Annotated in this window: 11 protein-coding genes, 3 tRNA genes and 1 pseudogene; 10 read left to right on the top strand and 5 right to left on the bottom strand. The window is 71.0% G+C overall.

Annotated elements, in window-relative coordinates; genetic code table 11:
• Positions 1 to 214: 214 nt before the first annotated feature.
• The 7 genes from ACQKIP_RS12420 (at position 215) to ACQKIP_RS12390 (ending at position 15010) form a co-directional block, all read left to right on the top strand.
• On the top strand, positions 215 to 1432 hold the full coding sequence (locus tag ACQKIP_RS12420) for a beta-ketoacyl-[acyl-carrier-protein] synthase family protein (RefSeq protein WP_365861512.1): 1218 nt from the start codon (positions 215 to 217) through the stop codon (positions 1430 to 1432).
• 205 nt (positions 1433 to 1637) lie between these two features.
• Complete coding sequence (locus tag ACQKIP_RS12415; protein ID WP_365861511.1) at positions 1638 to 2903, top strand: cytochrome P450 family protein; 1266 nt, start codon at positions 1638 to 1640, stop codon at positions 2901 to 2903.
• On the top strand, positions 2903 to 5044 hold the full coding sequence (locus ACQKIP_RS12410; protein ID WP_365861510.1) for a beta-ketoacyl synthase N-terminal-like domain-containing protein: 2142 nt from the start codon (positions 2903 to 2905) through the stop codon (positions 5042 to 5044). The genes ACQKIP_RS12415 and ACQKIP_RS12410 overlap by 1 nt, the downstream gene beginning before the upstream one ends.
• Positions 5037 to 12062 (top strand): SDR family NAD(P)-dependent oxidoreductase, encoded by a 7026-nt coding sequence (locus ACQKIP_RS12405; RefSeq protein WP_365861508.1) that lies wholly within the window; start codon positions 5037 to 5039, stop codon positions 12060 to 12062. The genes ACQKIP_RS12410 and ACQKIP_RS12405 overlap by 8 nt, the downstream gene beginning before the upstream one ends.
• Entirely contained in the window at positions 12046 to 14739 is a 2694-nt protein-coding gene (locus tag ACQKIP_RS12400; protein WP_365861506.1) for an amino acid adenylation domain-containing protein, read from the top strand. Before ACQKIP_RS12405 ends, ACQKIP_RS12400 begins: the two co-directional genes overlap by 17 nt.
• Before the next feature lie 92 nt (positions 14740 to 14831).
• Positions 14832 to 14906 (top strand) — tRNA-Asp (locus ACQKIP_RS12395).
• Between the two features lie 27 nt (positions 14907 to 14933).
• Positions 14934 to 15010 (top strand) — tRNA-Phe (locus ACQKIP_RS12390).
• A gap of 54 nt (positions 15011 to 15064) precedes the next feature.
• On the opposite strand, the gene ACQKIP_RS12385 is transcribed toward ACQKIP_RS12390, so the two are convergent.
• The 4 genes and pseudogenes from ACQKIP_RS12385 to ACQKIP_RS12370 form a co-directional block, all read right to left on the bottom strand.
• Positions 15065 to 16186, bottom strand: a complete 1122-nt coding sequence (locus ACQKIP_RS12385; RefSeq protein WP_365861503.1) for an ABC transporter permease — start codon at positions 16184 to 16186, stop codon at positions 15065 to 15067.
• A gap of 29 nt (positions 16187 to 16215) precedes the next feature.
• Positions 16216 to 17059 (bottom strand): annotated as a pseudogene (locus ACQKIP_RS12380) (cytochrome c biogenesis CcdA family protein).
• Positions 17056 to 17853 (bottom strand): DsbA family protein, encoded by a 798-nt coding sequence (locus tag ACQKIP_RS12375; RefSeq protein ID WP_365861499.1) that lies wholly within the window; start codon positions 17851 to 17853, stop codon positions 17056 to 17058. The pseudogene ACQKIP_RS12380 and the gene ACQKIP_RS12375 overlap by 4 nt, the downstream one beginning before the upstream one ends.
• 55 nt (positions 17854 to 17908) lie before the next feature.
• Positions 17909 to 18286 carry a hypothetical protein gene (locus tag ACQKIP_RS12370; RefSeq protein WP_365861497.1) on the bottom strand — a complete coding sequence of 126 codons (378 nt, stop codon included), beginning with the start codon at positions 18284 to 18286 and terminating at the stop codon, positions 17909 to 17911.
• 84 nt (positions 18287 to 18370) lie between these two features.
• Here ACQKIP_RS12370 and hrpA point away from each other — a divergent pair, with 84 nt between their 5' ends.
• From hrpA to ACQKIP_RS12355, 3 genes are all read left to right on the top strand, one after another.
• A complete protein-coding gene (hrpA, locus tag ACQKIP_RS12365) occupies positions 18371 to 22348 on the top strand; it encodes an ATP-dependent RNA helicase HrpA (protein ID WP_365861496.1) in 3978 nt (1325 codons plus the stop codon).
• Positions 22349 to 22443: 95 nt separating this feature from the next.
• Positions 22444 to 22518 (top strand) — tRNA-Asp (locus tag ACQKIP_RS12360).
• Positions 22519 to 22869: 351 nt separating this feature from the next.
• Positions 22870 to 23079, top strand: a complete 210-nt coding sequence (locus ACQKIP_RS12355) for a DUF6274 family protein (protein WP_365861494.1) — start codon at positions 22870 to 22872, stop codon at positions 23077 to 23079.
• A 625-nt stretch (positions 23080 to 23704) separates the two neighbouring features.
• Here ACQKIP_RS12355 and bldC read toward each other — a convergent pair.
• Positions 23705 to 23911, bottom strand: a complete 207-nt coding sequence (bldC, locus tag ACQKIP_RS12350; RefSeq protein ID WP_003949541.1) for a developmental transcriptional regulator BldC — start codon at positions 23909 to 23911, stop codon at positions 23705 to 23707.
• Positions 23912 to 24130 lie beyond the last annotated feature (219 nt).

Genomic DNA, 24130 nt, shown 5'->3' with positions numbered 1-24130 from the left:
TCCCCCTACACCCCGGTCATTTCAGCCCCCACACATGTCGTTATCGACCTCTCTCGCTTAACTCCGCGATCTGCAATTCCCACCCCCCTACGTTCGCCGCCCGTCCGTCTCCAATAGCTGCCGAGAATAGGGGGATAGGGAACCCCTAATCTCGAATAGACGCCGGACACACTCACTTGCGGGCCAACTGGACCGTTGGCTAGCGTGCGGCCGTATGTGGAACGCAGTGGATGTTTGGGTAACCGGCCTCGGCGCGATGACGCCGCTGGGTGTAAATGCGAATGACACTTGGGCCGCAATGCAGGCCGGCGAGAACGGAATTGGTCTGCTCAAAGAGAGCTGGGCCGAGCAACTTCCGGTCCGCATCGCCGCTCAACTGGCCGGGGACCCCGCCGATTCGATGAAGCGGACCGAGGCCCGCAAGCTCGACAGGTCCGAGCAGATCGCCCTCGTCACCGCGCGGGAGGCCTGGGCGGACGCCGGCGCCCCCGACGTCGAGCCCGAGCGGGTCGCGGTCGTCCTGGGCACGGGCATCGGCGGCGTCACCTCGCTGTTGGGGCAGAACCACATCCTGGAGACGTCCGGTCCGCGCCGCGTCTCTCCGCACACGGTGCCGATGCTGATGGCCAACGGTCCCGCCGCGTGGGTCAGCATGGACCTGAACGCACAGGGCGGCGCGCACGCCCCGGTCAGCGCCTGCGCCTCGGGCGCGGAAGCCATCGCGCTCGGCCTCGACCTCATCAGGTCCGGACGCGTGGACGTCGTCGTGGCGGGCGGCGTCGAGGCCAGCGTGCACGCGCTGCCCCTGACCGCCTTCGCCCAGATGATGGCCCTGTCCACCAGCAACGACACCCCCGAGCACGCGTCGCGGCCCTTCGACAAGGACCGCAACGGATTCGTGCTCGGCGAGGGCGGCGCGGTCGTCGTCCTGGAGCGGGCCGACCACGCCAGGGCCCGGGGCTCCCGCGCGCACGGCACGCTCCTGGGCGCGGGCATCAGCTCAAGTGCCGTCCACATCACGGCTTCCGACGTGTCGGGCCAGGTCCGCGCGATGTCCCAGTCGCTGCGCGACGCCGGGGTCAGCGGGACGGACGTGGGGGTCGTGCACGCCCACGCCACGTCGACCCCGCAGGGCGACGTGGCGGAGGCCCGTGCCATCGCACAGGCCGTCGGCACCCATCCCGTGGTGACGGCGACGAAGTCCATGACGGGCCACCTGCTGGGCGCGTCCGGTGCCCTCGGCGCCATGGCCTCCCTCCTCGCACTGCGCGACGGCAGCGTCCCGCCGACCCGCAACCTCACCGAGCAGGACCCCGACGTCGCACTCGACGTGACCGCCGGTTCGGCCCGCGCGGGTCATTGGCAGAGCGCGCTCTCGAACTCCTTCGGCTTCGGCGGCCACAACGTCTCGTTGGTCTTCGGACGCGCCTGAGCGAAAGGCCCGCCGCGTCGCAGACCACGCCACCACCTCCGCGCCACCGCACGACCCCGCCTCCGCACCACCACACGACCCCACCCGCCCCCCTGGGCCCGCGCGCCCAGGGGGGCGACCCCTCGGCCGACCCCTCGCGTCAGAGCCATTTCGCACAGCCTCATGCAACTGAGAGCTGCTTCACGACACTTCACGAAAGGCTGAGATGACAGCGCACTCGCCAGGGGCGGCATCGTGTCCCCTGAGCCTCGGACATGACTTCTACCGGGACCCGCAGCCCGTCTACCGGAACATCAAGCAGGCCGGAAACAAGCCCACCGAGATCGTGCTCGAGACGGGCATGGCCTACATTCCGCCGAACCTGAAGGCCTGGCTCATCACCTCGTACGCGGACGTCGAGTTCGTCCTGCGCGACCCGAGGTTCCGCAAGAGCATCAACGAGGCCATGCCGCTCTTCGCCGCGAACGCCCCGGGCGGCGGCAACGCGCAGGCACGCTCGTCCCTGCTCTACGACAACATGGCCAACAACGACCCCCCGAAGCACACCGCGCTCCGCAAGCCGGTCAACGGCGCCTTCACCTCCCGGGCCATCGCGGCCAAACGCGCCGGGATCCGCGCGCTCGCCGAGGAGACCCTGGACGCCGTGGCGGGCCAGGACACCTTCGACCTCGTCCAGGACTTCGCGTTCCCGTTCTCCATCGCGGTGATCTGCAGCACCCTCGGGGTGCCAGAAGAGGACAGGGGCACCTTCAACTCCTGGGTGCAGACCATCACGAGCGACGCCGCACCGGAGGTCCTGCGGCGCGACGCCGGGCTGATGGTGGCCTACTTGAGCGACCTCATCGCACGCAAGCGCGCCGCCGATGACGACGACGTGCTGTCCCTGCTCGCGCGCTCCCTCGACGGCCCCGAGGCCGTGGCGCAGGCGTACGCGCTGCTCGCGGCGGGGTACGAGACGACGGCGAACCTCATCGTGACGGGCTTCCTCACCCTGGAGGCCAACCCGCTCCAGCGCGAGAAACTCTGGGCGGACCGCTCCCTCGTACCGGGCGCCGTCGAGGAGATGCTGCGCCACCAGTCGCCCTTCAACCTCTCGCTGTACCGGTACGTCACCGAGACGGCGGAGGTCAACGGGGTGGAGATACCCGCCGGTTCGATCGTGTTCCTCGCGTTCGCCGCGGCCAACCGCGACGACGAGCGCTTCGAGCGCCCCGACGACTTCAACGTCACGGAGCCGCGCCGCGAGCACCTGGCCTTCGGCGGCGGCATCCACAACTGCATCGGCAAACACCTCGCCCGGCTGGAGGCCGAGGAAGCCTTCGGCGTCCTCATCGAACGCTGCCCGGACCTGGCGTCGCTGACACCCCCCGAGGAGAGGGAGTGGAAGGCCAGCCCGACGTTCCGGGGTCTCAAGAGCCTCTCGGTGGGGCCCGGCCCCGGCTCGCGGCGCACGGAAACCGGGGGCGCGTGATGGCAGCGACCGACACCCTGCGAGACGGCGCGCCTGCGCCCGTGGCCGTCATCGGCATGTCGTGCCGATTCCCCGGCGCCGCCGGCCCCGCAGAGTTCTGGGCGAACCTCAAGTCTGGTACGTCCAGCGTGGGTCCGGCCCCGGCGGACCGGTGGACCGACCGCCCGGCCGAGCCCCGCGACACGCACGTCACCGCCGGTGGCTTCATCGACGGCGTAATGGACTTCGACGCCGACTTCTTCGGCATCACGCGGCGCGAGGCCCGGCACATGGACCCGCAGGCGCGGATTCTCCTCGAACTCGCCCGGGAGGCCGTCGAGGACGCTTCCCTGAACGCCGCCGACCTGAGCGGCTCGCGCTGGGGAGTTTTCGTCGGAGCCGCCGCCGACGACTTCCGGATGAGCTACTTCGCCGCCGGAAACCTGGACCGCTTCGGCCACATGGGCACCAGCCGGGCCCTGCTGGCCAACCGCGTCTCGCACGTCCTCGGTCTGCGCGGACCGAGCGAAGTGATCGACACCGGCCAGTCCTCGTCCCTGGCTGCGCTGCACCGCGCCCTGTCCGCGATACGGCTCGGTGAGTGCGAGGCCACGCTCGTCGGCGGGATCCATCTCAACCTCCTCCAACAGGTGACCGACCAGATCCAGTTGTGGGGCGGCCTCTCGCCGGACGGCCGGTGCCACACCTTCGACGAGGCGGCCAACGGCTATGTACGCGGCGAGGGCGGCGGCTGCGTCGTACTGAAGCCCCTGGACGCGGCGGTCCGCGACGGCGACCCGGTCTACTGCGTCATCCGCGGCAGCGCCACCAACAACGACGGCGGCCGCTCCGGCCCCGGCATCCCCTCGCAGGAAGCCCACGAAGACGTGATCGCGGCGGCGCACGCGGCCGCGGGCGTGAGCGCCGCCGACGTCGCGTACGTCGAGCTGCACGGAACCGGCACACCCGTCGGCGACCCCGTCGAGGCGCGGGCGCTCGGCGCGGCGCTGGGCAGCCGGCGCCCGACGGGCGACCCCGTGCGCGTCGGTTCGGTGAAGACGAACATCGGGCACCTGGAGTCGGCCGCCGGTATCGCCGGATTCATCAAGGCCTGCCTGGCCCTGCACCACGGGCACCTGCCGCCGAGCCTCAACTTCGTGAAGAGCCCGGCCGGGATCCCCCTGGAGGAGCTGAACCTCCTGGTCGTCACGGAGGGCGAGGAGCGCTCCTTCACGCAGGCGGACGCCGTGGGAGTCAGCTCACTCGGCATGGGCGGCACCAACGTTCATGTGGTTCTGGCCGGTTCACCCGCCGCAGCGGGGGACGGACAGGCACCAGACGGCGCGCCCGAGGACGCCGTCTGGTGCCTGTCCGGGCGGTCGAGGGAGGCGGTCCAGAGCCTGGCCCGCGCCCTCCTCGACCACCCCTTCCCCGCGGAGGGGTACTCCGTTGCCGACGTGGCGTGGACCCTGGCCCACCGCACGCAGGGCGAGCACCGGGCCGCCGTGCTCGGCGGCGACTGGGCGGACATCCGCCTCGGCCTGGAGAAGGCCGCGGCCGGGCAGGGGCTGGCCGTTCCCGAGAGCTGGCTGAAGGAGACGGGGCCCGGCCGCGAGTCACTGGTGGCACTCGCCGCGGAGTACGCGTACACGGGCGGAATCACCAAGATCCAGCAGGCGTCGGGCTTCGGGGCACGCCGGGTCCCCGGCCTGCCCACGACGCTGTTCGCGCGCGAGACCTTCGCGTGGGACACGTCCCCGGCCACCCGGGCTTCCGGTACGGCGCCGGCCACCCAAGCCTCCGGTACGGCGCCGGCCGCCGGGCCCGGCAAGCCCGCGGCACCCGCGGCGCCCCTCGCCCCCTCCGGCTTCGCGGAGAGGTGGACCGCCGCCGCCCCCACCGAGCGGCTCTGGCTGACCCGCACCTTCCTGGAGAACGAAGTCCTCTCGCTCCTCGGCGGATCGACCACCCGGCCGGACCCGGACCGGACATTCCAGGACACGGGCATCGACTCGATGACGCTGCTCGAACTCCTCGACCAGATCACCGCCGCCACCGCGGTCGAGCTCCCGGACACGGCGCTCTTCGACCACCCGACGATCAACGAATTGGCGACACACGTGAACACCCTGATGGAAAAGACGGAGACGCGGCGTGGCTGAGCAGCACAAGAACAGCGGAGCCGACGGACACGACGGAGCCGGCAGACGCGACGACATCGCCGTCATCGGCATGGCCTGCCGCTACCCCGGCGGCGTGGACAGCCCCGACCGGCTCTGGGAGCTGGTGTCCGAAGGCCGGGACGGCGTCGGGGAGTTCCCCGACAACCGCGACTGGCACACCGAGGAGCTGTACGACCCGAGCTTCGTCCGCCAGGGCGGCTTCCTGCACGACGCGGACACCTTCGACGCGGCGTTCTTCGGCATCAGGCCCGCCGAAGCGATCGCGATGGACCCGCAGCAGCGGATCCTCCTCCAAGTGGCCTGGGAGTCGATCGAGCGGGCCGGGATCGTCCCGTCGAGCCTGAAGGGCTCGTCCACCGGCGTCTTCGTCGGTGTGATGCCCAACGAGTACGGGCAGCCGCTGTGGAAGTGGCAGGACGAGACCGCGGGCTTCATGGGCACGGGCACCTCGCCGAGCGTCGCGTCCGGGCGCATCTCGTATCTGCTCGGTCTCGAAGGCCCGGCCATCACCATCGACACGGCCTGCTCCTCCTCGGGCGTGGCGATCCACCAGGCGGTCCGCTCGCTGCGCAACGGCGAGACCGACCTCGCCCTGGCCGGCGGCTGCACCGTGCTCGCGGGCCCCGGCATGTTCGTCGACTACGCGCGCAAGGGCGCGCTGTCGCCGGACGGGCGCTGCCGGACGTTCGCGGACACCGCCAACGGCACGGTGTGGGCCGAGGGCGCGGGCGTCCTGGTCCTGGAGCCGCTGTCGAAGGCGAAGCGCCTGGGGCGCCGCATCCTCGGCGTGATCAAGGGAACCGCCGTCAACCAGGACGGCGCGAGCAACGGCCTTACGGCGCCCAGCGGCCGCGCCCAGGTCAAGGTGATCAACCAGGCCCTGACGGACGCGCGGCTGCGTCCCGGCGACATCCAGCTCGTCGAGGCGCACGGCACCGCCACCAAGCTCGGCGACCCCATCGAGGCCAACGCCATCCAGGCGACGTACGGCCAGGGCGAGCGCGAAGAGCCGGTCTGGATCGGCTCGTTCAAGTCGAGCGTCGGCCACTCCATGGCCGCTGCGGGCGTCGGCGGCGTCATCAAGTGCCTGACGGCGATGAAGGCCGCCACCATGCCCAAGACGCTGCACGTCGAGGGCGAGCTCAACTCCCATGTGGACTGGTCGACCTCCGTGGACGTGCTCCGCGAGGCCCGCGCCTGGCCCACCACCCGGGACGGGGTGCGGCGCTGCGCCGTGTCCTCGTTCGGCGTGAGCGGCACCAACTCCCACGTCATCCTGGAGAGCTGGGACCCCGAGCCGCAGGAGCAGCAGGAGCAGCAGCCGGAAGGTGTACGGGCTTCGCAGCCCAAGGCCGCCGCATCCTCCGGGGCGGACCTCCTGAAGCTCTCCGCCAAGACCCCGTCCGCCCTGCGCGCCTACGCCGCGGCCGTCGCCGGGAAGCTGGCGTCCGGCGCCGACCCCTTGCCGGGCGTCGCACACGCCCTCGCCACCGCGCGCGAGGACTTCGACCACCGGGCCGTGGTGGTCGGCAGCGACCGCGACCACCTCCTCGGCGGACTCAGGGCACTCGCCGCGCAGGAGGAGGACCCGGCCGTCGTCCAGGGCGAGGCACGGCGCGTCCGGCGCCCGGTGTTCGTCTTCCCCGGGCAGGGCTCGCAGTGGCCGGGGATGGCCGCGCGGCTCCTCGACGAGTCCGAGGTCTTCCGGGTCCGCGTGCGGGAGTGCGTCACGGCGTTCGAGCCGCACCTGGACTTCGACCTCATGGCGGTCCTGTCCGGCGCCGACCAGGAGACGGACCTGGAGCGCACCGACGTCGTCCAGCCGCTGATCTTCACCATGATGCTGGGGCTCGCGGAGCTGTGGCGGTCGGCCGGTGTGGAGCCCGCCGCGGTGGTCGGCCACTCGCAGGGCGAAGTCGCGGCCGCCACCCTGGCCGGGACCCTGAGCCTGTCGGACGCGGCCCGCGTCGTGGCCTGCCGCAGCCGGATTCTGGAGGAGTCGGGGCGCGGCGGCATGGCGGCCGTGGCCGTCTCCCCGGACAAGGCCCTGGCACTCGCCGCCGAAGCCGGGGCCGACCTGGTGGTCGCGGCCACCAACGGTCCGGAGTTCGTCATCCTGTCCGGCGACGACGAGCCGGGCATCCAGCGCCTGCTCGACCTCTGCGAGGACCGGGGCGTATACGCGCGCCGGGTGCCCGCCAAGTGCGCCTCGCACTCCCCCGTCATGGCCGAGCTCCAGGACCAGATCATGGCCGGTCTCGACGGGATCGCGCCCTCGGCCGGTTCGATACCGGTGTTCTCCACGGTCGAGGCCCGTCAGTTCCGCGGCGAGGACATGACCGCCGAGTACTGGTACCGGAACCTGCGCGGCCAGGTCCGCTTCGCGGAGACCATCGCGGAGCTGACGTCGCACGGCTACGACGCCTTCGTCGAGATCAGCCCGCACCCCGTACTGCTCGGCTCGCTGGAGTCGATCCTGCGCGAGGCCGACAAGGACGCCCCGGTCTGCGCCACCCTCAAGCGCGACCAGGGAACCTACGAGAGGTTCATGACGGCCGCCGCCGAGGCGTACGTCCAGGGCCACTCCGTCGACTGGAACGTGCTGCGCGCCGCCCACGATCCGGCCCGTACGGCCCCGGCCGACCTGCCCACGTACCCCTTCGAGGGCGTCAGGTTCTGGCTCCCGTCACAGACGGACGGCATGCGCGCCAGCCGTGCACCCGGGGGCGACCGCTCCGCCCGGGGCGGCGGGCGGCCCGTGGCTTCGCTCGCCGACGGCGGGCACCCGTGGATCTCCTCCGTCATCGAGTCCGCCGACGGCACGGTCCTGATGAGCGGCCGCCTCTCGCTGCGCAGCCACCCCTGGCTCATGGACCACCGGGTCCGGGACACGGCGCTGCTTCCTGGCACCGCCTTCGCGGAGCTGCTGCTGTCCGCGGGCCGGGAGCTCGGCTGCGGCGGCCTCGACGAACTGCTGCTGCGCGACCCGCTGTTGCTGCCCATGGACGGCTCCGCCGTCGACGTCCAGGTGTCCGTCGAGCCCGCGCCCGCCTCGGACAGCGGTGCCGCCCGGGCAGCGGCGATCTTCTCCCGCCCGGTGGGCGGGGACTCCTGGCTGCGCAACGCGGACGGGCTCCTGGCCGGCCCGCACACCGCCGCGGCCCCGCTCAGGACCGATGTCTCCGTGGTGCCCGGCGCCGCGGAGCTCTCCGCCGACGGCCTGTACGAGGACCTGCTGGGTCTCGGATACGGGTACGGCGAGGCGTTCCGGGGTGTGCGCTCCGGTGAGTACGACGGCGACTGGGTCCGCTCCCGCGTCGTGCTGCCCGAGGGGGCGCGCGTCAACCACCGCGGCTTCGCGATCCACCCGGCTCTGGTCGACGCCGCGCTGCACGCCGCGGTGCGCTGCGGCCTGCTCGGCGAGGCGGCCGCGGGGAACATCTCGGTGCCGTTCGTCTTCAGCGGCGTACGGATCGGCGGGGACGCCGAGGACACGGCGGCGACCGCCGCCGACGAGTGCTACGCCGTCGCCCGCCGGGTCGCCCCGGACGCGATCACCCTCACTCTGGCCGACGACGACGGCCGGGTGCTGCTGTCCGTCGACCGCATGGTGGTCCGCGGCCTGGCCCTGCCCGGGTCCGCGCCGGATCTCGACGCGGCCGCGCTGTACGCGATGGCGTGGGACGACGTCACCGGCACGGACGGCACGGACAGTACGGACGAGGCCCACCGCGCGGACGGCGCGGAGCACCGACTGTGTGTGGTCGCCGGTGACGGTGCCCTGGCGGCCGCCCTGCGCGAGACCGCACGCGGCGGGATCGCCGTCGCCACGCTCGACGAGGCGATGATGGTGGTGAAGGGCCTGCCCGGCAGCTGGCAGGTCGTGCTCGCCGCCCCGGCCCTGACAGGCGAGGTCGACGAGCAGGTCCACTCCTGCGCCTCCTGGGCCCTGGAGACGGTCCAGCGCTGGCTGCGCGCGGCGGACCTGGAGGGCCGCGTACTGCTGACCTGCGTGACGCGGGACGCGGTCGCGGTCCCCGGCGACGACGCGTTCGACCTCGGTTCCAGCGCGCTGTGGGGCATGGTCCGCTCCGCCCAGACCGAGCACCCCGGCCAGTTCAGGATCATCGACGTCAGCAGCGCCGACCTCTCGGGACACGCGCTGCTCGAAGCCGCTTTGAAGCGTACGGACGCACAGCTCGCCGTCCGGTCCGGGCGGATACTGCGCCCGCAGCTGGCCCCGCACCCGGCGACCGGGTCCGACCTGCCCGACCTCGGTGACGGCACGGTGGTGATCACGGGCGGCACCGGAACCATCGGCCGCGAACTGGCGCGCCACCTGGTGACCCGGTGGGGCGCGCGCTCCCTGGCGCTGCTGAGCCGCAGCGGCAGCGAGGCGTCCGGCATCGACACGTTCCGCGGGGAGCTGACGGCCCTCGGCGCCGAGGTGCAGGTCATCCGCACCGACGTTTCGGACGCACAGGACATCAGCTCCGTCCTCGGCCGGGTGCGCTCCGAGCGCCCGATCGTGGGCGTGGTGCACGCCGCCGGCGTGCTCGACGACTCGATCGTCTCGAACATGACGCCCGACCAGCTCCACAAGGTGCTGCGGAGCAAGGTCGACTCGGCCTTGAACCTGGACGCCGCGACGGCCGGCGACGAGCTGCGCTTCTTCACGCTGTTCTCCTCCCTCTACGGGGTGCTCGGCGGACCCGGCCAGGCCAACTACGCGGGCGCCAACACCTTCTTGGACCAGTTCGCCCACTGGCGGCGCTCCCGGGGGCGCCCCGCCAACTCGGTCGCCTGGGGCCTGTGGGCCCAGGCGACGGGCATGACCGGCCACCTCAGCGAGGGCGACCTGCTGCGCCTGCGACGCAACGGAGTGGCCCCGTTCGAGGTCGCCGAGGGGCTCGCACTCTTCGACGACGCGCTCGGCAGCACCCCGGCGGCGCTGGTCGGCGGGCGCCTGGCGGTGCCGGAGTCGTCGGCGCCCGAAGGCTCGTACGACGGTCCGTTCCTGCTCGGCGGATTGGCCGCCATGCGGGGTACGGGTACGGCCGCGCCGCTCCCCCCGGTGCGCCGCCCGGGCAAGCCGGCCGGGCCAAAGGCCGCGACCGGCCCGGACACGGTCCGCTCCAGGGCCGCCGCGGAGCCCCGGAGCACCGCTTCCGCCCCCGCTCCGGCGACAGGGGACGACACCAAGGAGGCCGTTGACGTCCTCGCCCTCCTGCAGTCGGCGGACGCCTCGCACGACCAGCGGGTCGTCGGGGTGCTGACCCTGGTGAAGGAGTGCGTGGGCGGGCTCCTGGGCCTCGCGCCCGGCAAGGTCGACGCCCAGCGGTCCTTCTACGAGATGGGTTTCGACTCGCTCACGTCGATGGAGCTGCGGGTGCGGCTCGGCCGCAAGCTCGGCACGCGCCTGGGCGCCACGGTGGTCTTCGACTTCCCGACGCCCGAGTCACTGGCACAGCACGTCGTGGAGCAGTTCGCACCGGCCGCCGAGGAGCCGGAGCACGTACCGGCAGCCGCCGACGCTCCGGCCACGACTGCCTCCGCGCCGACGCCTGCTGCACAGTCAGCCCCCACCACCGACACCGGCCCCAGCACTCGACCAACCCCTCTGCCGACCCCTCTGTCGACCCCGCGCGGCGGCCCCGGCTCCGCGCCCCAATGGGACGCCGTCGCCTCTGAGCCCTTCCCGCTGACCAAGCTGCAGGAGGCCTATCTCGCGGGCCGCAAGGGCGACTTCGAGCTCGGCAACGTTTCGACGTATCTCTACGTCGAGGTGGACCTGGTCCGCTTCGACGTACGCGCCGCCGAGCGCGCCCTGCGCCGGCTCGTCGAGCGGCACGAGATGCTGCGCGCCGTGTTCGACCCGGCGGGCGGCCAGCGGATCCTCTCCCGGGTCCCGGAGTACACCGTCCCGGTGGAGGACCTGCGGCACCTCACCGCCGACGAGCGGGAGCAGCGGCTCGCCGCCCTGCGCGAGGAGCTCAAGGCACATACCTTCGACACCGCGTCCTGGCCGCTCTTCATCGTGCGGACCACCCGGATCGACGACGCCGTCACCCGGCTCCACATGGGCATCGACGTGCTGATATCCGACGGCGGGAGCAGCGCCCTGCTCTTCCAGGAGTGGGCCGACCTCTACCACGACCCGGCCCGCGCCCTCGAACGGCCCGGCGGCTCCTTCAGGGACCACGTCCTGAAGGTGCGCGCGTTCGGCGAGTCCGAGGAGATCGAGCCGAGCAAGGAGTACTGGCGCTCCCGGGCGGCCTCGCTGCCGGCCGCGCCCGAACTGCCGCTCGCAGTAAGGCTCGGCGAGGTGGCGAGGCCGGTCTTCGCCAACCGCTTCCTGCGCATCGAGACCCCTCAGTGGGAGCAGTTCAGGCGCAATGCGGCGGCGGCCGGGGTGACCGCGTCGGGCGCGATCCTCACGGCTTACTGCCAGGTCCTTGCCCGCTGGTCGAAGTCCCCCGACTTCACGGTCAATGTGCTGGTCTCCCACCGATCGGGCCTCACCGACGAGGACATGTCGAAGACGGTGGGCAACTTCTCCTCCACGAGCCTGCTGGAGGTGCACGTGGACGAGAAGGCCGCGTTCAAGGACGTCGCCGCGGGAATCCAGCGGCAGCTCATCCTCGACATGGAGCACACCGCGTACACGGGCCTCGACGTGCTCCGCGACCTCGGCCGTCTGGACGCGGGCGCGGGACGGGCCCGCATGCCCGTCGTCTTCAACAGCACGATCGGCGGCGCCCCGGCCACGGGCGAGGCGGCAGCCGGCCCGGTCGGCGCCCTGTGCCGCATGGGCGAGAGCGGCACACCGGTCTGGAGCGGTGTGCGCACCCCCCAAGTGATCCTGGATCACACGGCGTTCGAGGAGAACGGCGGTCTGATCCTGAACTGGGACGTGGTGGAGGAAGTCTTCCCGGCGGGTGTCGTGGACGACATGTTTTCGGCGTACGAAAGGCTGATTCGTGAACTCTGTTGCTAATTCCGCCTGGTTGGCCCCGGCCTGGTCCGGCTCCCTGGAATTCACCGCCGAATCCACGGAGGAATTCGACGGCACGTTCGGCGAGGACTTCCTCCTGCACCGGAGGTTCGTGGAGCAGGCGGCGCGCACCCCGCGCTCCGTCGCCGTCGTGAGCCCGGTCCGCACGCTCAGCTACGCGGAACTCGACGCCGAGTCGGCCCACGCCGCGTGCCTGCTCGCGGACGCGGGTGCGGGCCACGGCGACCTGGTCGGCGTGGTCATGGAGAAGGGCTGGGAGCAGGTCGTCGCCTGCCTCGGCGTGCTGCGCTCCGGGGCGGCGTACGTCCCGGTCGACCCGTCCTGGCCGGCCAAGCGCCTGTCCTCCGTGCTCGCGTCGGCGGGCGTCACCACGGTGCTGACGCAGCCCTGGCTGCGCGAGACGGTCGAGTGGCCGACCGCGGTGACGGTCCTCGACGTCGACGGCTCGACCGGCGGCACCCCGCACACCTCGACGCCCCCGCAGGTGCGGGTCTCGCCGCACGACCTCGCCTACGTCATCTACACCTCCGGATCCACCGGCGTCCCCAAGGGCGTGATGATCGAGCACGGCCCGGCGGTCAACACCGTCCTCAATGTGAACGACGAACTGTCGCTCACCCCCGAGGACCGGGTACTCGCACTCTCCGCGCTGCATTTCGACCTGTCCGTGTACGACATCTTCGGCCCGCTCTCGGTCGGTGCGGGGGTGGTTCTGCCCTCGCCCGCCGACAACCGGGAACCCGCCGAGTGGCTGCGCCTCATGGCCGACCACGACGTCACGGTCTGGAACAGCGTCCCGGCCCTGATGTCCATGCTCTGCGCCCATCTGGCATCTGACGCGGAGGCATCCGGACTGCCGCCCCTGCGCTCCGTCCTGATGAGCGGCGACTGGATCCCGGTGGCACTGCCGGACGACATCTGGCAGCACTTCCCGGACGCGGCCCTGTGGAGCCTCGGCGGCGCCACCGAGGCATCGATCTGGTCCATCTGGCACCGCATCACACCGTCGGACGCCGCGCTGACCTCCATCCCGTACGGGACGGACATGCGCGACCAGCGGGTCTTCGTGGCGGACGGCCTGCTGCGGCCCCGGCCGTGCTGGGTGCCCGGCGAGATCTGCATCACGGGCGCCGGTGTCGCGCGCGGCTACCTCGGCGACGAGGAGCGCACCGCGAAGAGTTTCGTGACCGGCCCCCGCGGCGAACGCGTCTACCGCACGGGCGACCTGGGGCGGCTCCTGCCGAGCGGCGAGATCGAGTTCCTCGGACGCGAAGACAGCCAGGTCAAGATCGGCGGCCATCGCATCGAACTGGGCGACGTCGAGGCCGCGCTGCTCGGCTGCCCCGGTGTGGCGGGCGCCGTGGTCGCCGCCGAGGGCGACCGCGGCCGGTCCCGCCTGGTCGCGCACGTCCTGCCCGCACCCGGCGCGCACCTCACTGAGCCGGACGTCAAGCGGCTCGCCGGGGAGACCCTGCCCCGCTACATGGTGCCCGCGGTCATTTCCGTACGGGATTCCTTCCCGCTCACCAGCAACGGAAAGGTGGACCGCGCGGCCCTGGCCGCCGCCCGGCGCACGGAGTCCGCGGCGACCGGGAACGAGCAGCCGGGGGACGCGGAAGAGGAACTCCTCCTGCCCCTCTGGAGCACGTTCTTCGACGTGCCGGCCCTCTCGGTCACGGACAACTTCTTCGAGCTGGGCGGCGATTCACTGCAGGCCGTCCGCCTCGTCTCCGTCCTGCGCACCGAGACCGGGGTGGAGATACCCGTGGCCGCCCTGTTCGGCGCCCCGACCATACGCGCCCTCGCACAGGAACTCAGGGACCGCCGGGAGACCGAGGGCAAGACAGCCGCACGCACCCCTCTGGTCCCCGTCCGCACGACGGGCACGGCCGTCCCGCTCGTCTTCGCCCACCCCATCGGCGGCGACGTGCTGTGCTATGCCGAACTCGCCCGGCTCCTCGGCGACGACCAGCCCTTCTACGCGCTCCAGTCACCGGGCGGACCGGGCGACGCGCCCACGCTCCAGGGTCTCGCCGCCGACTACGCCAAGGCAATCGTGCGCGAGGTACCCGGAGAACGCTTCCGGCTCGGCGGCTGGTCCATGGGCGGCCTGCTCGCCATCGAGACGGCCCGCGAACTCACGGCACTCGGCTGCACCGTTGACCTCGTGACCGCGATCGACGTCATCGAGACCCCGGAGGGTCTGCGGAAGCCGATCGACGATGCGCAGCTGCTCGACTGGCTGGGGCGTGACCTGGCGGGCCTGACGGGCAAGCCCTGGCAGAGCGAGGACGACACCGCGGGCCGTCGTTCGCCCATCAGCTCCTCGGTGGAACTGTTCGAGACGCTGCGCTCGCGCGACATCCTGCCCGCCGACATCGGGCGGCTCGATTTCGAGGACATCGTCACCCGGTTCACGAGCAACGCGCGAGCCCTCTACGGCTACCGCCCCGCCCCGTATGACGGCCCCGTCCACTTCCTGCGGGCCGAGTCCGGAGCCACCCCCGAGACCGCCGACAGCTGGCAGGCGGTCTGCCGGGGAACCTTCGAGCACCTCACCGTCCCGGGTGACCACTACACCGTGCTCAAGTCCCCCGGGGTAGGGGCCGTGGCGGCAAGCCTGCACCGCATCCTGGAGGGGACCGCCACGCCCGTCTAGCGAGCCGGCACCCCGCCGGAGCGGAAGACGCGGGTTCGAATCCCGTTGGGGGCATGCAACACCTTGTGCGAGACTAGTGCTCGTACAAGCTTGGTCCTGTGGAGCAGTTTGGAGTGCTCGCCACCCTGTCAAGGTGGAGGCCGCGGGTTCAAATCCCGTCAGGACCGCTTGCAGATCACTCAGGTGAACTGCGTGGCTGGGTAGCTCAGTTGGTACGAGCGATCGCCTGAAAAGCGATAGGTCGCCGGTTCGATCCCGGCCCCAGCCACCATTTCGAAGGCCCCGTCCGGCGGACGGGGCCTTCGCCGTTTCCCGGGGCCGCCCGCTACCCCGTCGGCGCAGCCGCATGGGCCGCGGGCTTCTCCCGGCCGCCCGGATGCCGGTGGCGCCACACCCAGAACACCGTGGAGGCGAGGACCGCCCATCCCGCGAGCACCAGGAACGGGAACACGTGCTGGCTCTCGCCGAAGTACACCGCCGTGTGCTGCGCGTTCACCGAAGCCCCGGGCGGCAGCCACTGCCCGATGTGGCCGAGCACGGACGGAAGCAGCGGCCACGACACGGCGCCGCCCGACGACGGGTTGCCGAGCAGCACCATCAGGCCCCAGGTCGGAATCATCGCCCAGCGCCCGAACAGCGTGTTGAACATCGTGAAGACCATCCCCGACGTGAACATCGTCAGCGCCAGGATCAGCCAGGACTCGACGAACGGCAGGTCCACCGCCCCCAGCCACCAGTCCACCACCGCCGCGATCACGAACCCGCCGAGCAGCGCGTAGAGGATGGTGAAGCCGATCCGCTCCGCCGGGTTGAGGCCCCGCGCGTGGACGCTCAGCTGGATCGCGCCGACGAAGCCGATGATCACCGCGGCCAGCGAGATGTAGAAGATCGCGAGCCCCCGCGGGTCGCCTTCCTGGAGCGGCTTGATGTCCTTCACCGTCACCGGCACGCCCACTTTCTCCCCGACCTTGGGCGCGGTCTCCTCCAGGACCTGGGCCACGGACGCCCCGGAGGCGCCCGAGACGTCGAGGGTCACCTTGCTGCCCGCATCCCCGCCGCCCGGGGACACCGCGAGGATCGCGAAGACCTTCTGCTCCTCCATGGCGTCCCGTGCCGCGGCCACGCTGTCGTACTCGTGGACTTCGAGGGAGGCGTTCAGCGCCTTCTCCATGCCGTCGAGGAACGCCTTCCCCCGCGTGGCGTCCTGCGCCCCGACCACCGCCGTGGGGATGCGGTGCGGGGTCGGGTTCGCCATGGAGTACGTGTACGAGCCCGCGAAGAGTCCCGCCGCCGCGGCCAGGATGAACACCAGCACGATCGCGGGCAGGAACGGCGACTGCTTGAACGCCTCCCACCGCTCGCCCCGGGTGGGAGGCCTCCCGTGGGCGCCGTGCTGGTGCTGCTCGTCATGCTCGGGGCGGCCCGGCGCCTGCTCAGGGTGAGACATATAAGCACGCTAAACCACCCAAAGCGGACTCACCCCCGCTCGGCCTCCACGGAGCGACGTCCGCGCCGACGCCACTCCCGCACCCCGAACCCCACGCCCACCAGCGCCACCACGGCGACCAGGAGCACCGAGTCCGGCACCGCCCACGCCCCCGGCCCACCGCTCCACGGCGAACGAGTCGTCCACGTCGAGCAGCCCCGGCAGCGCGGTCGTCCCGTCGTACGCGAGGAAGAGGGCGCCCAGGGCCACGAAGAAGAGACCCGACAAGAGCGAGGTCGTATGCAGCTCGAAGCGGCCGATCCGGAAGGCGCGGCCCCGCAGCCAGCGCCGCCGCCCCAGGTCGAAGCGCTCCCAGAGCAGCGCGAGCACGAACAGCGGCACCGCCATCCCCAGCGCGTAGACGGCGAGCAGCAGCCCTCCGTAGACGGGGCTGCCGCTGACCGCCGCCACGGTGAGGACGCTCCCGAGGATCGGCCCCGCGCAGAATCCGGCGAGCCCGTACACCGCACCCAGCGCGTACACGGACACCGCCGTCGTCGGCCGGATGCGTCCCGAGAGCTCGGCCATCTTCCGCGAGGCGAACCCCATGCCCACGACCTGGAGCACGCCGAGCGCGATGATCAGCCAGCCGGCGACGAGCACCAGCTGGTCGCGGTGTCCGAAGAAGAACCGCCCGGCGACCGAGCCCGCAGCGCCGAGCGGCACGAGGGTCGTGGCGAGACCCGCGTAGAAGATTCCGGTGCGCGCGAGCAGCCGGGACGTCGAGTCGATCGAGTACGCGAAGAAGGCGGGCAGGAGCAGTGCGCTGCACGGGCTCACCAGGGCGAGGAGACCTCCGAGGAACGCCGCGAAGTAGCCGACGTCGGCGGTCACTTCCCGGCCCCCGCCGACTTCTCCGACTTCTCCGTCTTCGCGGCCTTCGCGGCCTTCGCGGCCTTCGCGGCCTGCTCGATCGCCTGGTCGAAGACCTGGTCCGGCTGCGCCCCGGAGATGGGCCGCCCGTTGACCAGGAAGGACGGGGTCGACGTGGCCCCGAGGCCGTACGCCTCCTCCTGGTCCTTCTTCACCGCGGCCTTGGCCCCGGCGCTGCCCGCGTCGTCCGAGAAACGGCCGATGTCCTTGACCCCGGCCTGCTTGGCGAGCTCCTTCAGGCGGTCGCTCCCGAAGCCCTTCTCCTTGGACCCTTCGGCGTACGCGGCCTCGTGGAACTGCCAGAAGCGGCCCTGCTGCCCGGCGGCCCATGCCCCGCGCGCGGCGGACTCGGAGTCGGCGCCGAAGATCGGGAAGTTGCGCCACTCGATGCGCAGGGTGCCGTCCTCGACGTACTTCTTCACCAGGTCGGGCTCGGTGTCGCGGGCGAACTTGCCGCAGTAGCCGCACTTGAAGTCGGCGTACTCGATGAGCACGACGGGAGCGTCCTTGCGTCCCTGCGCGAGCGCGTCCTTGCCGTCGCGCCGGGCGAGCTTGGCCAGCTCCGGGTAGACCCCGGCCTGCGGGTCGGCGGATACATCGGCAGGGGAGTCGGCGGATTCCTCCTTCGCGGTGACCGAGGAGGGCTCGTCGGGCTTGGTGGCGCTGTAGGAGGCGGCGCCGAGCAGCAGGGCGGCGGCGGCCACTCCCGCTCCGATGGCGATGTTCTTCTTTTTGTTGTTGTCGCTCTTGGGCATCAGGGAGTTCTCTCTGTTCCTGTACGTAGTTGAAGGGGCCCCGGAACAGGGGCCTCTACACGCGCAGGATCGAGAGATCTACCGGAGAGGGCGGCGTGAGCGGCGGCGGCCCGCGCTCGGGTGACAGGGCAGGCACCGTCTGGCCGATGCCCCAGGCGCCGGAAGCGGCATGGGCCTGATGCAGGGCGGGCAGCAGCTCGTACGCGGAGCTGGAGCGCGGCGGGGCGGCGGGGACCTGGCCTGCGTCCTGCTGACCGCCCTTGCCGCAGCCGGGCACACCGGCGGACGCATCGGTCTGCACCGGCGTCTGCGCCGACACCGCGGGTTTCGCGGGCGCCGGTTCGGCGGCCGCCGCAGGCCCGCAGAACGCCCCGAGCACGACGAGCAGCACCCCAAGCAGGGGGCACCACGACAGACGCGCTCGGGACAACATGCCCGGAATCGTACGTCCCCGGGCACCCCGCCGGATAAATCGGTTCGCCACCGCCGAGCCGCGGGTGAGATCCTGGACGCCGATATGTCTACGCAGCCTGCCCTCACCCTCGACGCCCTCGCCCCCCGCCTGTCCGAGCTGTCGCTGCGCGACGAGCACCGGATCGGCCGCCGGCTAGAGGGTGCGCGCCGGATCCGCAAGCCCGAGGCCCGGGCCGCCGTCCTCGCCGAGATCGCGACGGACGTCGACAAGGCCGCGGCGCGGATGGCCGAGCGGGGCAGCAGGCTGCCCAAGATCACGTATCCCGAAGAGCTGCCGGTCAGCCAGAAGAAGGACGACATCGCCGAGGCGATCCGCGACCACCAGGTCGTGATCGTCGCGGGCGAGACGGGCTCCGGCAAGACGACGCAGATCCCCAAGATCTGTATGGAGCTCGGCCGCGGCCTGCGGGGCATGATCGGCCATACGCAGCCCCGCCGTATCGCGGCCCGCACGGTCGCCGAGCGCGTGGCCGACGAGCTGAACACGCCGCTCGGCGAGGCCGTCGGCTGGAAGGTCCGCTTCACCGACCAGGTGGGCGGCGACACGTACGTGAAGCTGATGACGGACGGCATCCTGCTGGCCGAGATCCAGACGGACCGCGAGCTGCGCGCGTACGACACGATCATCATCGACGAGGCCCACGAGCGGTCCCTCAACATCGACTTCCTGCTCGGGTATCTCGCCCAGCTGCTGCCCAAGCGCCCGGACCTGAAGGTCGTCATCACCTCGGCGACCATCGACCCCGAGCGGTTCTCCAGACACTTCGGGGACGCCCCGATCGTCGAGGTCAGCGGCCGTACGTATCCGGTCGAGGTGCGTTATCGCCCGCTCCTGGAGGAGGACTCCGAGGACAGCGACCGCGACCAGATCACCGCGATCACGGACGCCGTCGAGGAGCTCCAGGGCGAGGGCAAGGGCGACATCCTCGTCTTCCTCTCCGGAGAGCGCGAGATCCGGGACACGGCGGACGCGCTCAACAAGAAGAACTACAGATTCACCGAAGTCCTCCCCCTCTACGCCCGCCTGTCGCACGCCGAGCAGCACCGCGTGTTCCAGCAGCACACGGGACGGCGCATCGTCCTCGCGACGAACGTCGCCGAGACCTCCCTGACCGTCCCCGGCATCAAGTACGTGATCGACCCGGGCACGGCCCGCATCTCCCGCTACAGCCACCGTACGAAGGTGCAGCGGCTGCCCATCGAGGCGATCAGCCAGGCGAGCGCCAACCAGCGCAAGGGCCGCTGCGGCCGTACGTCGGACGGCATCTGCATCCGCCTCTACTCGGAGGACGACTTCGTCAGCCGCCCCGAGTTCACGGACGCGGAGATCCTGCGCACGAACCTCGCCTCGGTCATCCTCCAGATGACGGCGGCCGGTCTCGGCGACATCGAGAAGTTCCCCTTCATCGACCCGCCGGACCACCGCAACATCCGGGACGGCGTCCAGCTCCTCCAGGAACTGGGCGCGCTGGACCCGAAGCAGAAGGACCCGAAGAAGCGCCTCACCCAGCAGGGCCGCAAGCTGGCCCAGCTGCCGGTGGACCCGCGCCTGGCCCGCATGGTCCTGGAGGCCGACAAGAACGGCTGCGTGCGCGAGGTCATGGTGATCGCCGCCGCGCTCTCCATCCAGGACCCGCGCGAGCGCCCCGCCGAGAAGCAGACGCAGGCCGACCAGCAGCACGCCCGTTTCAAGGACGAGACGTCCGACTTCCTGGCCTTCCTCAACATGTGGCGGTACATCCGCGAGCAGCAGAAGGAGCGCGGCTCGTCCTCGTTCCGCCGGATGTGCAAGGCGGAGTACCTCAACTTCCTGCGCATCCGCGAGTGGCAGGACATCTACACGCAGCTGCGTACGGTCGCCAAGCAGATGGGGATACACCTCAACGAGGACGACGCCCCCGAGCAGCACGTCCACATCTCGCTCCTGTCCGGCCTGCTCTCCCACATCGGGATGAAGGACGTGAAGGAGTCCAAGGACAGCGACCCCAAGCAGCGCGGCGGCCGGGGCGAGTACCTGGGCGCGCGCAACGCCAAGTTCGCGGTCTTCCCGGGCTCCGCACTCTTCAAGAAGCCCCCGCGCTTCATCATGTCGGCCGAGCTCGTCGAGACCTCCCGCCTGTGGGCCCGGGTCAACGCGCGCATCGAGCCCGAGTGGGTCGAGCCGCTCGCCCAGCACCTCCTGAAGCGCACGTACAGCGAGCCGCACTGGGAGAAGGACCAAGCCGCGGTGATGGCGATCGAGAAGGTGACGCTGTACGGCATCCCGCTCGTCACCGACCGCAAGGTGAACTACGGCCGCATCGACCCCGAGGTCTCCCGCGACCTGTTCATCCGCAACGCCCTGGTCGAGGGCGACTGGCGCACGCACCACAAGTTCTTCGCCGCCAACCGCAAGCTCCTGACCGAGGTCGAGGAGCTGGAGCACCGGGCCCGGCGCCGCGACATCCTCGTCGACGACGAGACGCTCTTCGACTTCTACGACCAGCGGGTGCCCGAGGACGTCGTCTCCGGCGCGCACTTCGACTCCTGGTGGAAGAAGAAGCAGCGCGAGGAGCCCGAGCTGCTCGACTTCGAGCGCTCCATGCTCATCAACGAGCGCGCGGGTGACGTGTCGAAGGACGACTATCCCGATACGTGGCGCCAGGGGCCGCTCAAGTTCAAGGTGACGTACCAGTTCGAACCGGGCGCGGACGCGGACGGCGTCACGGTGCATGTGCCGCTCCAGGTCCTGAACCAGGTGACGGCGGACGGCTTCGACTGGCAGATCCCCGGCCTGCGCGAGGAGGTCGTGATCGAGCTGATCCGCTCCCTGCCCAAGCCGATCCGCCGGCATTACGTCCCGGCGCCCAACTACGCGAAGGCGTTCCTGGAGCGGGCCGTGCCCCTCCAGGAGCCGCTGCACGTGACGCTGGCCCGCGAACTCCAGCGGATGGTCGGAGTGCCGGTGTCTCCGGACGACTTCGACCTCTCCCGCGTGCCGGACCACCTGAAGATCACCTTCCGGATCACCGACGAGCGGCGCAAGAAGCTCTCCGAGGACAAGGACCTGGAGGCGCTCAAGCTCCAGCTCCGGCCGAAGGCCCGCAAGGCGCTCTCCCAGGCCGCTGCGGCGACGGCGGAGAGGACCGGCGGCTCGGCGGTCGAGCGCTCCGGGCTCACGGACTGGTCCATCGGCTCCCTCAGCCGCGTTTTCGAGACGCGGCGCGCGGGCCAGCCGGTGAAGGCGTTCCCGGCGCTCGTGGACGACGGTTCCGACGCGAACACCGTCTCCGTACGCCTCTTCGACACCGAGGCCGAGCAGCAGCAGGCGATGTGGAAGGGCACGCGCCGGCTCATCCTGCGCAACATCCCGGTCAATCCGGCCAAGTTCGCCTCGGACAAGCTGACCAACGCCCAGAAGATCGCCCTGTCCGCGAACCCGCACGGCTCCATCCAGGCGCTCTTCGCCGACTGCGCGATGGCGGCGGCGGACAAGCTGATCGGCGACTTCGGGGGGCCCGCCTGGGACGAGGAGTCGTACCGCAAGCTGTACGAGAAGGTGCGCGCCGAGATCGTCGACACCACCGTCCGCACGGTGAGCCAGGTCCAGCAAGTCCTCGCCGCCTGGCAGGCCTGCGAGCGGCGCCTGAAGTCGACGAAGAGCCCGACGCTGCTGGCCAACCTCACGGATGTCCGCACACAGTTGGACGCGCTCATCGGCCCCGGCTTCGTCACGGCCACGGGGATCCGGCGCCTCCCGGACCTGATGCGCTACATGACGGCCGCCGACCGCCGCCTCCAGCAGATGCCGACGAACGTCCAGCGGGACACCTCGCGCATGGAGAAGGTCCACGAGATGCAGGACGAGTACGCCTGGCTCCTGGAACAGCTCCCGCAGGGGCGGCCCGTCCCCAAGGAGGTCCTGGACATCCGCTGGATGCTGGAGGAGCTGCGGGTCAGCTATTTCGCGCACGCGCTGGGCACGGCGTACCCGGTCTCGGACAAGCGGATCGTGAAGGCGATCGACGCCGCCGCACCGTGATCGACCGGTCACCCCGGGTGAGTTCGACCGCCGGGCCTGCGCTGCTGTAGAGTCCTGTCTCGCAGCGCAACGCACCAACAAGCGCCGCAAAGCAAGGTCCTGTGGAGCAGTTTGGAGTGCTCGCCACCCTGTCAAGGTGGAGGCCGCGGGTTCAAATCCCGTCAGGACCGCAGTAGAAGAGGGGCCGCACCGATTAAGGTGCGGCCCTTCTTGCATCCCCGCCCCACCGAGACGGAGGCCGCGCCCGCGGCGCAGCCGCAATCAGACACAGCAAATCCCGTCAGGACCGCAGCAAGAGAAGGGCCGCACCGGCAAAGGTGCGGCCCTTCTTGCATCCCCGCCCCACCGAGACGGAGATCGCACCGGCGCACAGCGCCGCCCCCTCGCACCCCGCCCCCGCCTCCGCCCGCCGCCCGTGCCGGCAGCCCCTCGCCCTGCCCCGCACCTTGACTGCGTCACATTCCGCCGGTACCCAGGCAGCAGGGGCGGGGCGGGACCGGCTCTCCAGGTGGAGGTGGCGTATGGCGGCTTCGGCGGCATCCGCACGGCACGAGACACGCGCTCTGCTCCGCGCCCACCTCTCCGCGGCGACGAGCTACCGCCACCTGACCCGGCACTGCCCGATCTGCCACCGTCTGGAGCGCCTGGCCCTGGAGACCTCTCCCACGGCCCAGGGCGGCTGTGAGGGCGACGAGGAGACGGGCGAGGACGAAAGTCCCCCGAACGCGTGACCAAAGCCGACCCGCGACCCACCCCGGGGGTGGCAGGGTGAGGGGTAGACCCTCGGGGGTTCAGAGATGCCGGAGCACCAACGGAGCACCGCCGGAGTGCCACCGGAGTACCACCGGAGCCAACTCCCCCGCACAGACCGCGATCTCCTCTAACCCAGAGACATCGCGGGCAACAAGGTTCACGGCATGTGACGGGTGTCACCGAACTTCTTTTGGAAACCCCGGAACTTACACCCGTCTTACAACCAGTCAATTTAATATGTGCAATTGCACCACCCCGCAGCCACCCCGCCCAGCGCCCGCCCGGACACCACAAGGCCGGCGCAGGGACAGCGCCACAGCCTCCCCACAGCGCGCCGACAGCACCCCCCAGAGACCAACAAGCCCGCTCACAGCGGCACTCACCAGCACTCATCCGCGGGCGCACCGGGCGCACAAAAAAGATCGCGCTGGACCCGGCGGAGTCCAGCGCGATCTTCAGACGACTCACCCATGAGGCTCAGGCGTGGGACCCGTTGGGGCGGGACCCGCGTCGCATGTAGCTAAAAATCGGACGTTGCGGCCGGATTGGGGGACCCAGCAGCGGTCGTACTTTTTCGTCCGGGTACTGCGGTTATGCGGTAGTTCAGGCCTCGCTGCGCTGCTGCGGGATACCCGCGAGCAGTGCGCGGACCTCAGCCTCGCGGTAACGGCGATGGCCGCCGAGCGTGCGAATCGACGTGAGCTTGCCAGCCTTGGCCCAGCGCGTCACCGTCTTGGGGTCGACGCGGAACATCGTGGCAACCTCAGCCGGGGTCAGCAGCGGCTCGGCATCAGGGGTGCGAGCGGTCATGAGCGGCCTCCTCGGAGAACCGAACCTTCTCGGTTCATTCCTCTAAATTCTGCACCTTGACCCGCGTTGCCCGAAATGGCGGACGCGAGTCGAGTCGGTTATAGGACGAACGGCTTGTCCTCGGCACTACAACTACACCATCCGTCCAGCCACGTCGGCCAAACCGATGGAATTGCCCTCCCAGGTGTCTATCAGCGACGGAAGCCGATGGACCATGCC

The sequence above is a fragment of the Streptomyces sp. NPDC059900 genome, from assembly GCF_050270335.1.
Lineage (GTDB): Bacteria > Actinomycetota > Actinomycetes > Streptomycetales > Streptomycetaceae > Streptomyces.
Note: the sequence above shows the minus strand (reverse complement) of the source record. Positions and strands in the feature narration are given on the sequence as shown.

Bases quoted from the DNA above. Each gene is read 5' to 3' on its own strand.
- hrpA (WP_365861496.1), top strand. From the start codon at position 18,371: ATGTCTACGCAGCCTGCCCTCACCCTCGACGCCCTCGCCCCCCGCCTG.
- ACQKIP_RS12370 (WP_365861497.1), bottom strand. From the start codon at position 18,286: ATGTTGTCCCGAGCGCGTCTGTCGTGGTGCCCCCTGCTTGGGGTGCTG.
- ACQKIP_RS12420 (WP_365861512.1), top strand. From the start codon at position 215: ATGTGGAACGCAGTGGATGTTTGGGTAACCGGCCTCGGCGCGATGACG.
- bldC (WP_003949541.1), bottom strand. From the start codon at position 23,911: ATGACCGCTCGCACCCCTGATGCCGAGCCGCTGCTGACCCCGGCTGAG.
- ACQKIP_RS12385 (WP_365861503.1), bottom strand. From the start codon at position 16,186: ATGTCTCACCCTGAGCAGGCGCCGGGCCGCCCCGAGCATGACGAGCAG.
- ACQKIP_RS12375 (WP_365861499.1), bottom strand. From the start codon at position 17,853: ATGCCCAAGAGCGACAACAACAAAAAGAAGAACATCGCCATCGGAGCG.
- ACQKIP_RS12410 (WP_365861510.1), top strand. From the start codon at position 2,903: ATGGCAGCGACCGACACCCTGCGAGACGGCGCGCCTGCGCCCGTGGCC.
- ACQKIP_RS12355 (WP_365861494.1), top strand. From the start codon at position 22,870: ATGGCGGCTTCGGCGGCATCCGCACGGCACGAGACACGCGCTCTGCTC.
- ACQKIP_RS12415 (WP_365861511.1), top strand. From the start codon at position 1,638: ATGACAGCGCACTCGCCAGGGGCGGCATCGTGTCCCCTGAGCCTCGGA.